Here is a 15,701-nt window from a genome sequence, read left to right on the forward strand (position 1 = left end):
CTTACAGGGCGACAAGGAGCGTTATACGACAAACCATCGCAACAAGAAACGCGACATGGCATGCCGTCTAATTAGTAGTTAGAACTCAGGAGAGATCCCCGATGCCCCGAGAATTTGAAATCATTATGTCCGTGCCAGTCCCCTCGAGGTCAGGCATCACCCACCTTTACAAGTCGATGAACCTAGCGGACGCTTTTGCGATTCGGCTCCCTGCGGGCACATCTAGCAATCCAGATTTGCTAGCTCGATTCATCCTTTCCCACCAGCCATCCTGGATCGGATGGCTCATGAAAGTCCGAGACACTATCGTTGTCTGTTTTGGTCTCAAGACAGCCAAACATTTGGCATCACTTGCTAATCGGATTGGAGTCTTCAAGGTCTACAGCACGAACCAGACTGAAATCGTGTTGGGAGAGGACGACAAGCACCTCGACTTCCGGATATCGATCCTATGTTCTGGAGAGGCAGAGCCAGAAGGCAGTCGTCAACTCGTTTTTTCAACCGTGGTCCAGTGCCACAACCGTCTAGGCCGGGCCTACATCTTCGTTATTGCCCCATTTCACCGCTTGGTTGTTAAGGCCAGCCTCCTCCGTGCAGCACGCATCGGTTGGCCTCTGGCTACCTGCCCCTAAGGCTGAGAGCGATGTGTGCCCCGAGGTCTAACGCTTCTATCGAAAGGCTGTTCTGGCAAGCCTGGCCAAGTCTCTCATGTCAAACGTTAGGCCTCTAAGATTCATTGTAAGCGTAGAGCTAGTGAGCTCGCCGAGCTTTTGCCACATAAGTGGATGCCCGGTTAATGAAGCTGGCGTGATGGGCAGATGCTCACACCCCTCACGAAAAGAGATGATTCCCTTCAGTTTTCACTGGAGGGAATCAGCCCATCATCAATTACGTCAGGAAATGATCTCTGCTCAGATCAAAGTGATCGCACCCTGGAGTTCACTTACTGAATGCAGCGATCCTGTTGTGTGCTTTTATTAGGTTGTCAGAGACCAATAAGCGCTTTGGCGACATGGCCCGCTATACTAGGATTCTCATTAAGTCTGCGCGTGCTGTAACCGTACCAATCCATACCAAAAGGTACGTAAATGCGCACGCCGAATCCCATTCTCAACACCTTGTCACGCAAGGGTTCGCAAACGCCTAGCAGCATCTGGAATTCAAACTGGGATCTGTCGATACCGTTATCTTGGGCCAGAGCAATAACTTGATCGATCAGTGCAGCGTCGTGCGTGGCCACACCGACAAAGCTGCCGGCGTTAAAGCAGCGCATGACGTGATCCAAAAAATGCTTGTTGATGGCGGTACGGTCACTCCATGAGCCGTTCACAAGGTGCGATCGCTCCTCCATATAGATACCCTTGCAGATGCGCAAAGTGTTTGTTTCGCGTGTGAGCACCTCAATATCCTGATAAGTCCGCTTCAAATAAGCCTGCAATGCCAACCCTAAATTGTCATGGCCTCTTCTCAATCGGGTGAACAGATCGATTTCCTTTTCCGTGCAGTTAATATCTTCCATATCCATGCAAACAGAGTTTTTGTGACCCTCTGCGGCTTCAAGAATGCGCTCTGCGAGACGTTCGCATTGCTGCATATCGAAGAGCAATCCAAGCGAGGACGGCTTGATCGAAATATTGGCTTTTAATCCATTGGCTTGAATCGCTTCCAGCAAGTTAATGTAATCGATCGCTGTATTCTCAGCCTGTTGTGGAGTCGAAACAGTCTCACCCAATACGTCGAGAGTCACACAAAAACCTTGGGCATTTAGCTGTTGAACTCGCTCAATAGCTTCGCCTAGCGTGGCACCGGCAATGTAGCGGCGGGAGATATTTTGGATAATTGCGCGAGGAATAAAAGGGATGGCACGAGCCATCAAAGCATTAAAAAGGTGCATATCAATTCCCGAGATGAAAAACAGCAAACTTCCGTTCCTTCGCGACCAAGCGTCGAAAAACCACGGACGAAGCAAAGCCACCACCCTCCTTTGAGAGCAGCATGAAGCAGAGTCACAGCCGTATGTGTCAGCGCATAGCGGCAGCGTCTACTGCGAGCTTCAGTTCATCAATGGGGGCCAGGCGGCGGCGTGCATGCTTTCTTCTCTAGGTGTTTGCTAACGTCAATTGTTGTTGATGTCTTCTACCCCAGTATTGTCCAAGCTTTTTGTAGAGCTTGAGGAGGGGGCTGAACGGTGATCCATACCACAAAAAAAAGCAAGGTGTGTTGGGCAGACGCTTACGCTTGAGCAACGCAATCTTGTGGCCAACTTCTGGTTGACCGACTTGTTGGCGTCCCTGTTGGGTCAGCAAGTTCACTGCATAACGCCGAGCCAAGCTTTCACTTTCGTAGACTGCGATAGGCACCGGGTCTCGCCTCCACAGTTCGAACTGGGGTGAGCCAACCCAAACCATGGGTTCTTTGAAGAAAAATGTACCGCTTTGAGGCGAGTCCCTGGACACCAGCGCAAGATCAGCACACGCGGGATAAGCGTGGTCGACTGTTCACAGGTCAGTTCTAAAGCTCACACGGCACTCCATCATCGTCAAAGTAGTAAATATTCTCATGCTTGTAACCCCATTTGCCGGCTCTCAAACGGATATGGGGCTCGAATGTAAAACAGGTCACCTCACCCAGGCACCGATTGTTACCCGACTCAATGTAAAGCCTTTGATCACGTCGCTCACAAATGCTGTGACCAACGTTGCCAAGAAAGTCGAGATTCTCGAAACCGGCATCAATTATCGACTCATTAGCCAACTCATATAGGTCGTTGAAGGTGGTTTCAGGGTGAATAAATCGCAGCATGATGTCATGTAGACTTTGTTCCGCCTCATATCCTCTGGTGAAATCATCACCAAGTGGCAACGTTCGACATATGCCGTCCTCAACATAAAATGAACGTGCGCAATCACCCCACACAGTGCCTGAACGGGGACTGAGATCGACTGTTACAAGATTTTGTAAACCTACCGTTTCTTCGCTTGGTTGGTAGTCTCGACCTGACACTGAGGCCAGACTGCGGGATCCCAGCAAAACGAATGCCGGGCAATCGTAATACCAAGTATCTGGATACCCCAACTGCGTGAGCATATCGGCTGCAATTCGCGCGATAGAGGCTTCAGTGGAGCTTGGCGTTATGTGATAAACGAGTTGTGCTAAGACAGATTTCGCAGCGGCTTGGATGGGCAGGTTTGGCGGCACAGCCATGGATGAGGCCTCTATCGTCGGTATCGTACGCCCAAACGCGTCCTGTTCATCTACTAGACATCGCGCATACAACACTGTCGCAGCGCACCTGAAGGCTACCAGGTTTCACCTATGTGCAGCCGGAAGCCTTACCTAGGTCAGATTCAACCCGCCGTCTGACAGCAGTATCTCGCCGGTTAAGTAGTCCGACTCGACCAGCATTACAACAGCTTTTGCGATGTCGTCTGGGCTAGCGGCCCTGCGCATAGGTGCGCGAGTTCGCCACAACTCTTGGGCATCTGTCCACTCTGCGGTCAGAGGCGTGTCGACCAAGCCAGGCGCCACAGCGTTTACGCGAATTTCTGGCCCAAGCGATACCGCGAGCAAGCGGGTCATGTGATTAAGCGCAGCTTTGCTTACCGCATAGGGAATCGATGCGCCCTTAGGACGGATACCGGCATGCGAACTGATGTTTACGACGCAACCTGCTCGACGGTAACGGGCGGCATCGCGCAATGCCGACTCGGCCAAAGCGACCAGGTGGAACGGCGCCACGACATTAACCTCGTTAAGTTCGTGCCACACCGTCGAACTGGCAGAGGCAAGGTCGCCGTGCGGAATGACTCTGCTAATACCGGCGTTATTGACCAATACGTCGAGCTGCCCCCACGCGGCGATAGCCTCGTTAACAAGCCTGACCCTGTCAGCTTCGAAAGCAAGATCAGCTTGCACGTAAATAGCCTGCTTCATTTCGGCAACCATAGCGCGTCCCGTATCCGCAGAATTTCGCGAATGGAGCACCACCGCATAGCCTGCCCGGCTTAGTACACGTGCAATGGCTGCGCCGATACCGGAAGTCGATCCCGTAACCAACGCGACGCGTAATACGTTATCGATTGTCGGATTGGGTTTCATATGGATATCTCGAATTGGTTGCTAGAGAGCCATTACCGTAGCACCAAGCAGGCAACGTCGGCGTCAGGCGGTCACGATAGGCAGGTATCCATTTTTCAAATCAGGTTGGCGCTTATTCTGTGGCACAAAGCTACGCTTGTCATTGAGACGTCCGGCTGTACGCATTCCTGGACGACTTGAGCTTTAAAAAAGTTTGGGACAAGAAGTTCTTTGACGCATGGAAATCCTGGCGTTAATGGCGGAGGTGTCCACGTATTTTTAAGTGAAAAACACCGCCTTTGTCACAGCTATCGGCTAGGTGTATGCGTCCGACACCACGCCTTGCGTGATTAAACCGGCTGCCACTTATGCGGAAGCAACTGCTCAATTTCACTCGCCCGCTGCGTCGGTAGACGCGTGAGGACATCCCTCAGATAGGCGTACGGGTCATGACCATTCAGTCGCGCAGACTGGATCAAGCTCATGATCGCCGCCGCCCGTTTTCCGCTGCGCAGCGAGCCTGCGAGTCGAGTCAGCCGAAGGGAGTTTCACCCCTCGGCTGCTCACAGAACCGTACGTGACAGTCTCCCGTCATACGGCTCTTGATCACACATTCGATGCACGTAGTAAATACCAATGCGCGAACAGCTCCGGATTCTCTCTTCGAACAAGACGCAGCCGATGCTCGGCTTGACGTATAGAGATTCGGTACTTGCTCTTCATCCATTTGAGCAGGCGCGATTGCAACGCGCTCCACAATCGATAGCTGAAGTTTCTGTACCAGAATTTACCGTAGTATTCGATCCATCCTCGAATCACAGCGTTGTACCTGCGAGAAAAATCCCTCAGGTCATCCGTCGTGGATCGATGGATGCGCCAGTGTTTGATCGTGTCTACCATCCTGCGCATCGCCTTCATCGACGCTCCCGGCATGCACTTACGAAAGAGTTCGCCCTTGGAGTTCCTCAGGGTTCGCACCTTGAAGTCATACCCAAGAAAGGTGAAGCTCGTCGTGACATTGTGCCGCTCGAATGTGTCGATGTAGACAATCTTCGACTTTTCTTCGTTGATGGTCAGACCCACTTCACTCATCCGTCGCGTCAGGCTCTCCCTGATTCGAACAGCCTCGCTCATCCTTGTGCAGTGAATAACAATATCGTCGGCATACCGTTCAAACGGCACACCGCGATGCGTCCTGTCCATCCAACGATCAAAGGCGTAATGCAGGAATAAATTGGCTAACAAGGGCGAGATCACACCCCCTTGAGGTGTCCCTCGTCCCCGCTCCTGAAGCAACCCCCTCTCACTCTGCATCGGCGCTTGCAGCCAGCGTCGACAATACAAGATCACCCATTTCGGCATCTGGTGATGTTCCAGAGCCTTGATGATCAGGTCGTGCCCAACGTGGTCGAAGAACGCGCTGATATCCACTTCCAGTACCCAGTTCTTACGACGGCACCGAATGGAACATTGACGCAAAGCATCGTGGGCCGATCTTCCGGGCCTGTACCCATACGAGTCAGGATGGAAAATCGGATCGATCACAGCCTCCACATATCTTTTCACTGCGCCTTGGGCTACCCGATCAGAGACCGTTGGAATGCCAAGGATGCGCTCCTTGCCGTTGTCTTTTGGAATGCGCTTTTCCCGTACAGGTGGCGGGAAATACGACCCTGAACACAACCGGTTCCAGATGCGGTAGAGATTATGATCGCGTTGCCGATCAAAGTCCGTGAGCGTCTGACCATCACAGCCAGGCGCGCCACGATTGCGGCGTACATCCTGATACGCCATCCACACCAGCGACTTCGGTATCTCGAATGCTTTTCGCTGCACTAGAACGTCATCCTCGTTTGAGTTGTGTCCCGCACAACGAAAGTGATCCCCACCCCTTCGCTCCAGCCCCATTACAGGTCTTTCATCACTACTACGGGTGAGTCCGTCCCTATCCCCACGATACGTGCCGAGGATAGGTTCTCACGTTCCCCAAAATGGCCTGGCTCAGGTTCTTGCTGCCTTAACAACGGGTGCCGCGCAGTCGGTAGACAGGTGTCCTCTGCACTTCTCGGGGCCCGGCTATACAAGCCCGTTTTGACACCAGTGGAGATTTCGTCGCTTCATCAGTCAGTTCACTTTCGTTCAACTACCTGAGCCTTACGTGACAGTAGTTACTCTGCCTTTTCCCGAATCGCTCACCACAAACATGCTGAACATGTTCGCAGCATCGGGTCGTTTGATCAGTACGCCTGCACGCCCTGACCGGAGGGCCTACCTCCATCCATCTTGGAACATGGAGTGTCATGCCGCCGTTTTCATCTCGTCGTCATGACGCCTCCTTCGTGACACACAGAGCCAGTTCTTGCGCCCCAGTGCCCACGGACGGATCTGGTTCTCTGCCCAATTATTATCAATGGGAACAGCCCCGTCATCGAGGTAGCGCGACAGCGCTGCCCAGCGTTTCAAGCTGTAATCCAGCGCTCTGCTAATAGCCGAGCCTTCAGGCACGAGATCGCGCTGGGCGATCATCCAGGCGTGTAGCGTTTTCATCACCGGCACGGCCTTTTCTTGCCGTATTCGGCAGCGTAAATCCGGCTCCAGGTCGCGGATTTCGCTCTCGATTTAATCGTGGGTGTCATAGTAATTTTTATCGCTTGGATTAATACGTCGGAGCCTGGGGGACGCGTAAATAGGCGATGAAGCCTTCCCAATTGTACCCCTGACATTCTCAAGAAACGCCCCGGTCCGAGGTAAGCCATTCGTGTCTTCCACAGGAAAAGCTGGTCCACGACATTGAGTAGCCACTGTCTCCCTGCCAATCATAGGCTTACCTATCCTCTCACATGGATTCTGGGGGCTGGGTCGGCCCGGCGGTGATGTTTTTCAGGAAAATCGCTACGCCCGGGGCTCAGGCGTATGTCCACATTTGGTGGCAATCCTTCCTTACCATTCTTGCGGTTGTATTCGTCTTTGAATAATCTCTTCTATAGTCAAGAAAATAAGTAAATGACCTTCGGTACATTAGAAACGGATTTAGTCGTACGTTCGCTCTGGCTGAGTGCACGTTGCGAGCCCGATAAGGAGATCACCTCTGTGGTGGATGTACAGCGATTGTTCGATCCAATCTCCCCTGGCGCTCCCTATGGCGACGACCTTGAGTACGTCGCCCCATTCCTTACGGCCGACTGACGCCCGAACACGGGCCGGGGGAAGCCGTTATGGCAATCACGCAAAACAACCGTTTGGTGCAGGTCGATAGTCCCCTCGGTGGCGATGTCCTGCTGCTGCAGAGCATGGACGGCAGCGAAGAGCTGGGGCGGTTGTTCCACTACGAATTGGACCTCACTTCCGAAGACCGGGCGATCAAGTTTGACCAATTGCTGGGCAAGCCGATGAGCCTGGCCCTCGATCTGTACAACGGCGGCAAACGCTACTTCCACGGCATTGTCTGCAGCTGCCGGCAACTGACCGGCCACGGCCAGTTCGCGGGTTACCGCGTCAGTCTACGACCTTGGTTCTGGTTGCTTACGCGCACCTCCGACTGCCGGATTTTCCAGAACAAGACGGTGCCGGACATCATCAAGCAAGTGTTCCGCGACCTCGGTTTCTCCGATTTCGAAGACAGTCTGAGCGGCAGCTACCGCGAGTGGGAATATTGCGTGCAGTACCGCGAAACCAGCTTCGACTTCGTTAGCCGGCTGATGGAACAGGAAGGCATCTATTACTACTTTCGCCATGAGAAGGCGCGTCATGTACTGGTGTTGGCTGACGCCTATGGCGCTCACTCCACGGCTGCAGACTACGCCTCAGTACCCTTCTATCCGCCCGATCGGCAGATGCGCGAGCGTGATCATTTCTACGATTGGCAACTGGCTCGGGAAGTCCAACCCGGTTCGCTGGCACTGAATGACTATGACTTTCTACGCCCCCGCGCCAGCCTTGAGGTGCGTTCCAGTGTGCCGCGCAACCACAGCAACGGCGACTACCCGCTCTACGACTACCCCGGTGAGTACGTACAGAGCAACGATGGCGATCACTACGCGCGTACCCGCATCGAAGCCATTCACAGCCAGTTCGAGCGTGTGCAGTTGCGCGGACGCGCTCGCGGGCTGGGGTCCGGCCATCTGTTCACGCTGACGGGCTACGACCGTGCGGACCAGAACCGCGAATACCTGGTGGTGGTCGCCCGCTATCAGATCCGTCAAGAAGCCTATGAAAGCGGGCAGTCTGACCTGGCCGAACAGTTCGTCAGCGAGCTGGACTGCATGGATGCCAGCCAGGCCTTCCGCCCTCTCCCCTTGACCGCCATGCCCATTGTCCGCGGGCCGCAGACCGCCGTGGTGGTTGGCCCCAGCGGCGAGGAAATTTGGACTGACCAATATGGGCGCGTCAAAGTGCATTTCCACTGGGATCGCCATGACCAGTCCAACGAAAACAGCTCCTGCTGGATTCGCGTGTCCCAGGCCTGGGCCGGCAAGAACTGGGGGGCGATGCAACTCCCGCGGATCGGCCAGGAAGTGATCGTCAGCTTCCTCGAAGGTGACCCGGATCGGCCGATCATCACCGGCCGCGTCTACAACGCCGAACAGACCGTGCCCTACAAGCTGCCGGCCAATGCCACCCAAAGTGGCGTGAAAAGCCGTTCAAGCAAGGACGGCTCACCGGCCAACTTCAATGAAATCCGCATGGAGGACAAGAAAGGCGCGGAGCAACTGTTTATCCACGCCGAGAAGAACCAGGACATTGAGGTCGAGAACGACGAGACCCACTGGGTCGGCCACGACCGCAGCAAGACCATCGACAACGACGAAACCGTGCACGTCAAACACGACCGCACTGAAACGGTAGGCAACAACGAGACCATCTCCATCGGCGTGAACCGTACCGAGGATGTGGGCAGCAACGAGAAAATCACCATCGGCGCCAATCGCACCGAGAACGTGGGCAACAACGAGACCATCACCATAGGTGCGAACCGCACGGAAAAGGTCGGCGCCAACGAAAACATCACCATCGTCAGCAACCGCACCGAGGACGTGGGCGGCAACGAAACCATCGGCATCAGCGGCAACCGTAACGAAACGGTCCGGGGCAACGAAGGTATTGAGATCAATGGCAACCAGAGTACCCAGATAGGCCAGAACGAATCCCGCGACGTCGCCCAGAACCGCAGCACGGGCATCAAGCAGAACGACAGTCTGGACGTTGGCAAACACTTTGTCCTGAACGCCGGCGACTCCATCAGCCTGACCACGGGCGCGGCCAGCATCACCATGAAGAAGGACGGGACCATCATGATTAGCGGCAAAAACATCACCATCGACGGCTCCGGTGCCATCAACATAAAGGCCAACAAGAACGTTGTCGTCAAAGGCCAGAAGATTTTGCAGAACTAGCCACGGAGTGGGCGCTATGACCGTCGAACACCATTTCCCCGCCTCCTCCACCTCCACACCGGCGCGCGTGGATGGCGTCGTGATTGGCGTGCTGCTGGATGTGCCCAAGGCGGACGCCCCGGTGGTGGCCTTCCCCGGCTGCCCCGGTGACACGGGCCTAGCCGCGCGCACCACCACCCCGCTCTCGCGCGAAGACATCGGCGCCCAAGTCGCGCTGATGTTCGAGGCCGGCGACGTGGCCCGGCCGTTGGTGATCGGTCGCATCCAGCGTCTGCCGCAAACCGCAACGCCAGCAGTCGCCCACCTGGACGGCGAGCGCTTGGAGTTCACCGCAGAACGGGAAATCGTCCTGCGGTGCGGCAAAGCCAGCATCACCCTGACCCGCGCGGGCAAAGTGATCATCCGGGGCACCTACCTGTCCAGCCGCTCCAGCGGGGTCAACCGCATCAAGGGCGGTTCGGTGCAGATCAACTAGACGGGTAGTCGGACTATGGAACTGCTCAACGCCAGCAAACTGCTTGCTGCCTATACCATGGGTATGGCGCGCGACGGCCGCGAATCCCTGGTCGTGGTGGCCAAAGGCACTTTCAATCTGCCTCTGGACGGCCGAGCCGCGACGCTCGCTGACATCCAGCAACCGCTACTGATGGCCGACACCTTTCTCGGGGCGCCGGGCCTCAGCGCCCCGCTGCAGGAAATGGACTTTGCCCCAGTCAAGCCATTCTGCGACGTGCTGGTGTGTGGCAAGGCCTATGCACCAGGCGGGCGGCCCGTGACACAGCTGACCGCAGGTATTCGCGTCGGTCGGGTAAGCAAGGCTTTTTCCGTCCTCGGCCCGAGGCAATGGCAACAGGGGCTCTTGGGTGTTTCTTGCGGCTTAGCGCAGCCTTTTACCGAACAGAACATCTCTTATGCCCAGGCCTTCGGCGGCTCTCATCCCATAGTGAACACCCCCGAAATGCGTCATTGCTACCCAGACAACCCGAGCGGTTGCGGCTGGTACCCAGGCAGCATCGACAGTGCTGAAATCGTCGGCAAGCCAATGCCGAACACCGAGCAACTGGGCAAGCCGATCGACAGCCCCTCAGGCGACTTTCGCCCCATGGCCCTCGGTCCCATCGGCCGTAGCTGGCCGCAACGCGCCCGCTTCGCCGGTACTTACGACGATGCCTGGCTGGCCGACTGCTTTCCGTTTTTGCCAGGGGATTTCGACAACCGCTACTTTCAAGCAGCCGCTGACGACCAGCAAGTCGAATACCTGCGTGGTGGCGAGGATGTGCTGTTGCTCAACCTCACCTCCCAAGAACGCGCAGGCTTTCGCATTCCCGAAATGGATGTGCCGGTGACCTTCTTCCTGAAAAAAGGTGGTCATGAGACGGTGCAGGCGGTGATCGATACTCTGCTGATTGACACAGACGCTCGTCAGGTGCAGTTGACCTGGCGTGTCTCCCGTCCGCTACGGCGTAACGTGTTCGAGATTGCTCAGGTGCTGGTCGGTACCATGTCCACGGGCTGGTGGCGTGCCCGTGAATTGGGCAAGGATTATTACCCCTCGCTCGGCGCCCTGGTAAAAGCCAAACGCGCTCCTGAGGAAACCCACTGATGACGGCTCTTTGCATCATCGGCTCGGGAATGATCAGCGCTGTCGGCCTCAGCGCACCAGCGAGCTGCGCGGCGATCCGCTGTGCCATCGACAACTTCCAGGAAACTCGCTTTATCGACCGCGGCGGCGAATGGCTGATCGCTGCCAGCGTGCCTTTGGAACAGCCTTGGCGCGGCCGCACCAAGCTGATCAAGATGGCCACCCGCGCCATCGCCGAGGCACTGCAGAGCACCCCCGGTGTCGACCCGGCAAAGACCCCGCTGCTGCTGGGGCTGGCGGAAGCCGAGCGGCCCGGTCGCCTCGCCGGCCTTGACAAGGGGCTGTTGCTCGCTATCGAAGCCGAACTGGGCCTGCGTTTTCATCCTGACTCTTACATCATCGCCCGGGGCCGGGTCAGCGCGGCCGTGGCCCTGCTCGACGCGCGCACGCTGATCTACCAGGGGGGGCATCGCCACGTGCTGATTGCCGGCGTCGACTCTTTCCTTAGCGGGCCGACCCTGACCGTCTTCGAAGCACGCGAACGCCTGCTCACCAGTCAGAACTCCAACGGCTTTATCCCCGGCGAAGGTGCAGCCGCCGTGGTGCTGGCCGCCCCCGTTGCCAGCGAAAAGCCGCAATTGACCTGCATCGGCCTGGGTTTCGGCCTGGAACCGGCCACCGTGGAGGCTGAAGACATCCCGCTACGCGCCGAAGGCCTGACCCAGGCCGTACGCGCGGCCCTGGGCGAAGCCGGCTGCGGGTTGGAGCAGATGGATTATCGTCTGACGGATATTTCCGGCGAACAGTACTACTTCAAGGAAGCCTCCCTGGCCCTGAGCCGCAGCCTGCGGGTACGCAAGGAGTTCTTCCATCTCTGGCACCCGGCCGACTGCATCGGCGAAGTCGGCGCCGCCATCGGCCCGGTGATGCTCGCCGTGGCACTGGCCGCCAGCCGCAAGGGCTATGGCGAAGGGCCAAACATTTTCTGCCATCTGGGCAACGACGCCGGCCAACGCGCCGCCGTGCTGCTCAGCTACCAGACCGTGAGGGCTGCCTGATGGCCAACGAAGTCTTTGCCAACAATATGGAAATTTCCTGCAAAGCCGCCGACGGCAAGTCGATCGCCTGCTTTCCGGATGTCTGCTTCACCCCACCCCAGGCCCCGCCTACCCCGCTGGGTGTGCCCATCCCCTACCCCAATACCGGCATGGCCAAGGACACGACCAAGGGCAGTCGGACGGTGAAGATCAGTGGCAAGGAAGTGATGCTCAAGGACAAGAGCCATTTCAAGACCAGCTATGGGGACGAGGCTGGAAATGCGCCGAAAAAGGGAATCATCACCAGCAAGAACAAGGGCAAGGTGTATTTCACTTCTTGGTCAATGGACGTGAAGTACGAAGGCAAGAACGTCGTCCGACACATGGACCTGACCACCCACAATCATGCCTCCCAACCTGGCAATACCGTGCCCTGGACCTATGCCGACCGAATGGCACTCGCCGAGGATCTGGCCCAATGCGAAGGAGAAAAAAAGCGGGCGAAAGATACTTGCGGGGACACCAGTCAGAAAATGATCTGCCCGGACATCAGCAAGCTACAAACCGCTACCAAAGCCAGGAAAACCGCCAAAGACGCGGCAGGCGATGGGTTCAAAGACAATCCGGCCTATCTGGCTGCACACGCCGAAGTCCAAGGCGAGTATTCGTCCTTGGCGAAGACCCTCAACGACGACCCTTGCCAAAAGGCAATGCGCTGTTTTCTCGCCCCGTTCAAGCCCAACAGATGTTGCCCGGGACAAACCGGAGACCACCTCATCGACTCAGCGTCCTTTACCGACGGGCCGGCGTTTGCAGGCCAGCCCCGAAACAAGCACCCGACGAAAGCCGGCTGGAGCCAATACAAGACCGACAAGGCCCCGGTGATGTGCGTCGAGGGACCCAATCAGACCACCGCCACCCATGGCCAAATGCATACCCGGCGTGGGGTGGTAGCCTTGCGCGAGGCCGATGCAAAAGGTGAGTGGCCAAGATCCAAGGCCACAGCGACAGGAGCCAAAGCGGCCAGGAAAACCTTCCCTGACTCCGACTGTTCTCCGGAATGTCTGGAAGCCCAGTTGAACAAGTATCACGACAAGGCAAAGGACCCTGGCGAGGAGAAACCGATCAATGCCAGCGCGTCCATGACCAGCGATCCACAGCAGCGAGGCGAGGCTGTGGCCGAGATGTTCGCTAGCGAGTCAGGCCGTTAATTTACTGACATAAGGAAGACCAACATGGACACTCGAGATCCACGGTTCAGCGGACTCAGCATTGGTACCGGAATCGTTCGCTACTCGGACCTCAGCTATTTGATTGCTACGCACGACGCTGCTATCAGCGAAGGCTACACGGGTTCGATACTGTTCACTCTGGATCGTGGAACCTGGGGCGCCGGCACAGTGCAATGGCTTGCCTGTTCCGGAACCGTCTGCCATGTGCCCGCTGAACGTTATCTGGTGCTCGGCACCGATGGATCGGTACGAGCCAGTGGTGGCGGCGCTGTGAAAGAAGAGGCTCCCATCGCAAGCTGCGGCGTAGACCCGACCAAGCGCGGCCCTCTTCGTGAAGTACGTGGTATCGCCAAAGGTCGAGCCTATGCCGTGGGAACCTGCCGGCAGGCCTATGTTCGCGATGGCGAAGATCAGTGGAGATGCATCGACCAGAGCGCCCAGGTCGGTGACACCCCGATCACCGACACGAGCTTTGAATCCATCGATGGGTTCAACGAACAGGAAATTTATGCGGTCGGTTGGGAAGGTGAAATCTGGAAATATGACGGCTCCGTCTTCACCCAGCAGAACAGCCCGACCAACCTGGCGCTCTACAAGGTTCGCTGCGCACCGGACGGTTTTGCCTACGCCTGCGGCCAGCTCGGGACCTTGCTCCGGGGACGCGATGATCAATGGGAAGTGATCGAGCATGAAAGCACCCGGGAAGACCTCTGGGGCATGGAGGTGTTCGAAGGGCAGCTGTACGTGTCATCCACGCATTTCGTCTATCGGCTCGAGGACGGCAAGCTCACGCCCGTCGATTTCGGCGATGACGTTCCGCGCACCTGTTATCACCTGAGTGCGGCCGACGGGATCATGTGGTCCATCGGGCCCAAGGATGTCATGGAATTCGATGGTTCGAACTGGAAGCGGTGTTTGCAAATTGACTGACCCGGTCTGCCCATGCATCAGGATCAGTGGCTGATGAACACACTGCCCGTTGTCCTTGACCTGCACGCCGAAGAAGCCGGCTTCCTCGCCATCCTGCGCGACTACGCATTGCGCGCGCCCCACTATGACCTGGACGAGCTCGGCAAACTGGACGAGCGCATCGACGCTCATCTCGACGGCCTGCGTATAGCCGAATCAAGAGGCCTGGAAACCCTGCTGGCCCAGCTCGGCCCAGACGCTATCGGCGAGATGTTCGCCAGTGTGGTGCTGGCCTTCGAGGCGGGTAACACGCAGGTGTTGTCGCGCCTCAGCGAACACTTGCGAGGTGCGCCGGAAACGGAACGCGGTTATCTGATGGCCTTGGGTTGGCTCGACTGGGAGCGGGTATCACCCTGGATCGACCGCATGCTCGCGTCCCCCGAGCCCCTGTTCCGCCGCCTCGGCCTGGCTGCCTGCGGTATGCATCGGCAGGACCCTGGTGCCGCCCTGCTTACCGGACTTTCCGATGCCGACCCAAGCGTGCTGGCACGGGCCGCCCGTACTGCTGGCGAACTGCGCCGGCGTGACCTGCTGTCGGCGATTCGTGCCCACCGCCTGCATAAGGATGCCGCCACGTGCTTCTGGGCCAACTGGGCCACCGCACAGATGGGCGATGAGCAAGCCCTGGAGCCACTACGCCAGTTCGCCGAGCAACCGGGCGAGTTCCAATACCGCTCACTCTGTGTGTTATTGGCCTGGCAAAAGCGCGAACCCAGCATCGCCTGGATACGGCAATTGGTACAGAACCCCGAGCAGCGGCGCATCGGTATCCAGGCCCTTGGGCTGCTGGGTGATCCGGTCAGCGTGCCGTGGCTGATCCAGCAGATGAGCGACCTGCCCTATGCCCGGGTCGCCGGCGAAGCCTTCAGCCTGATTACCGGCGCTGACCTGGCGCTGCTCGATCTGGAATTGCAGGCCCTGCCGGATTTCGACGCAGGCCCGAACGACGACCCTGAAGATTCCAATGTGGTCATGGACCCCGATGAGAATCTGCCCTGGCCCGACCCGCAGTCAATCGCAGCCTGGTGGCAGGTCCATGGAGGTGATTTCCAGGTGGGCATCGGCTATATGCTAGGGTTGCCGCAGAGCGAACGCAGTTTTCAGCAAGCGCTTGCCCAAGGCCAGCAACGCCAGCGCGTTGCCGCCACCTGCGGTCTCGCCCGCTTTCGGCCGAGCGAAGTACTTTTCCCCACCAGCGCACAGGCCTGGCGGCAAAAGAGGTTGCTGGGGGGGCCAGTGGAATCGGTTCGAGGTCCGATGGTTTAGGCATCCTCTAGCGATGTGTTCGATTACATCGAGATGTTCTACAACGCAAAACGCCGCCATGGTCTTCAACAATCAGCTGTCATCGGTAGAGTTGAAAAGCGTTATGTAATGTTATGGTCGACGTTTACCTGGATGTGATGTTTCA

12 protein-coding genes and 3 pseudogenes are annotated in these 15,701 nt (G+C 57.1%); 8 read left to right on the forward strand and 7 right to left on the reverse strand.

What is annotated here, in order from left to right; translation table 11 throughout:
• The first annotated feature begins 101 nt into the window (after positions 1–101).
• Complete coding sequence (locus tag ACA047_RS14865; RefSeq protein WP_497350439.1) at positions 102–632, forward strand: DUF2867 domain-containing protein; 531 nt, start codon at positions 102–104, stop codon at positions 630–632.
• 353 nt (positions 633–985) lie between these two features.
• Here the strand turns inward: ACA047_RS14865 and ACA047_RS14870 are convergent, their stop codons facing one another.
• From ACA047_RS14870 to ACA047_RS14900, 7 genes and pseudogenes are all read right to left on the reverse strand, one after another.
• Positions 986–1,921: a proline dehydrogenase family protein gene (locus ACA047_RS14870; RefSeq protein WP_497350441.1), complete on the reverse strand. Its 936-nt coding sequence runs from the start codon at positions 1,919–1,921 to the stop codon at positions 986–988.
• A gap of 361 nt (positions 1,922–2,282) precedes the next feature.
• Positions 2,283–2,515 (reverse strand): annotated as a pseudogene (locus tag ACA047_RS14875) (LysR family transcriptional regulator); the annotation flags it as partial.
• Positions 2,512–3,204 carry a M24 family metallopeptidase gene (locus ACA047_RS14880; protein WP_497350442.1) on the reverse strand — a complete coding sequence of 231 codons (693 nt, stop codon included), beginning with the start codon at positions 3,202–3,204 and terminating at the stop codon, positions 2,512–2,514. The gene ACA047_RS14880 and the pseudogene ACA047_RS14875, both read right to left, overlap by 4 nt.
• 132 nt (positions 3,205–3,336) lie before the next feature.
• Positions 3,337–4,098, reverse strand: coding sequence for an SDR family NAD(P)-dependent oxidoreductase (locus tag ACA047_RS14885; RefSeq protein WP_497350444.1), 762 nt, complete (start codon positions 4,096–4,098; stop codon positions 3,337–3,339).
• A 329-nt stretch (positions 4,099–4,427) separates the two neighbouring features.
• A pseudogene (locus ACA047_RS14890) lies at positions 4,428–4,601 on the reverse strand (transposase domain-containing protein); the annotation flags it as partial.
• 82 nt (positions 4,602–4,683) lie between these two features.
• The gene (gene ltrA / locus ACA047_RS14895; protein WP_497350446.1) at positions 4,684–5,913 is read right to left on the reverse strand and encodes a group II intron reverse transcriptase/maturase; all 1,230 of its coding nucleotides are present in this window, start codon (positions 5,911–5,913) and stop codon (positions 4,684–4,686) included.
• 513 nt (positions 5,914–6,426) lie between these two features.
• Positions 6,427–6,693, reverse strand: a pseudogene (locus ACA047_RS14900) (IS66 family transposase); the annotation flags it as partial.
• Positions 6,694–7,292: 599 nt separating this feature from the next.
• On the opposite strand from ACA047_RS14900, the gene ACA047_RS14905 reads away from it, so the two are divergent.
• Genes ACA047_RS14905 through ACA047_RS14935 form a run of 7 tightly spaced genes read left to right on the forward strand, consistent with a single transcriptional unit; the run spans position 7,293 to position 15,556 of the window.
• The gene (locus ACA047_RS14905) at positions 7,293–9,470 is read left to right on the forward strand and encodes a type VI secretion system Vgr family protein (protein ID WP_497350448.1); all 2,178 of its coding nucleotides are present in this window, start codon (positions 7,293–7,295) and stop codon (positions 9,468–9,470) included.
• A gap of 16 nt (positions 9,471–9,486) precedes the next feature.
• Entirely contained in the window at positions 9,487–9,945 is a 459-nt protein-coding gene (locus ACA047_RS14910) for a DUF6484 domain-containing protein (RefSeq protein WP_497360358.1), read from the forward strand.
• Positions 9,946–9,960: 15 nt separating this feature from the next.
• Entirely contained in the window at positions 9,961–11,073 is a 1,113-nt protein-coding gene (locus ACA047_RS14915; protein ID WP_497350450.1) for a DUF2169 family type VI secretion system accessory protein, read from the forward strand.
• Positions 11,070–12,110, forward strand: coding sequence for a hypothetical protein (locus ACA047_RS14920; RefSeq protein ID WP_497360360.1), 1,041 nt, complete (start codon positions 11,070–11,072; stop codon positions 12,108–12,110). The genes ACA047_RS14915 and ACA047_RS14920 overlap by 4 nt, the downstream gene beginning before the upstream one ends.
• On the forward strand, positions 12,110–13,300 hold the full coding sequence (locus ACA047_RS14925) for a PAAR-like domain-containing protein (RefSeq protein ID WP_497350452.1): 1,191 nt from the start codon (positions 12,110–12,112) through the stop codon (positions 13,298–13,300). Before ACA047_RS14920 ends, ACA047_RS14925 begins: the two co-directional genes overlap by 1 nt.
• Positions 13,301–13,324: 24 nt before the next feature.
• Positions 13,325–14,251, forward strand: a complete 927-nt coding sequence (locus ACA047_RS14930) for a beta propeller repeat protein (protein ID WP_497350454.1) — start codon at positions 13,325–13,327, stop codon at positions 14,249–14,251.
• 33 nt (positions 14,252–14,284) lie between these two features.
• The gene (locus tag ACA047_RS14935) at positions 14,285–15,556 is read left to right on the forward strand and encodes a TIGR02270 family protein (RefSeq protein WP_497350456.1); all 1,272 of its coding nucleotides are present in this window, start codon (positions 14,285–14,287) and stop codon (positions 15,554–15,556) included.
• Positions 15,557–15,701: the final 145 nt, after the last annotated feature.

It is taken from the genome of Pseudomonas sp. LBUM1664, assembly GCF_059695895.1.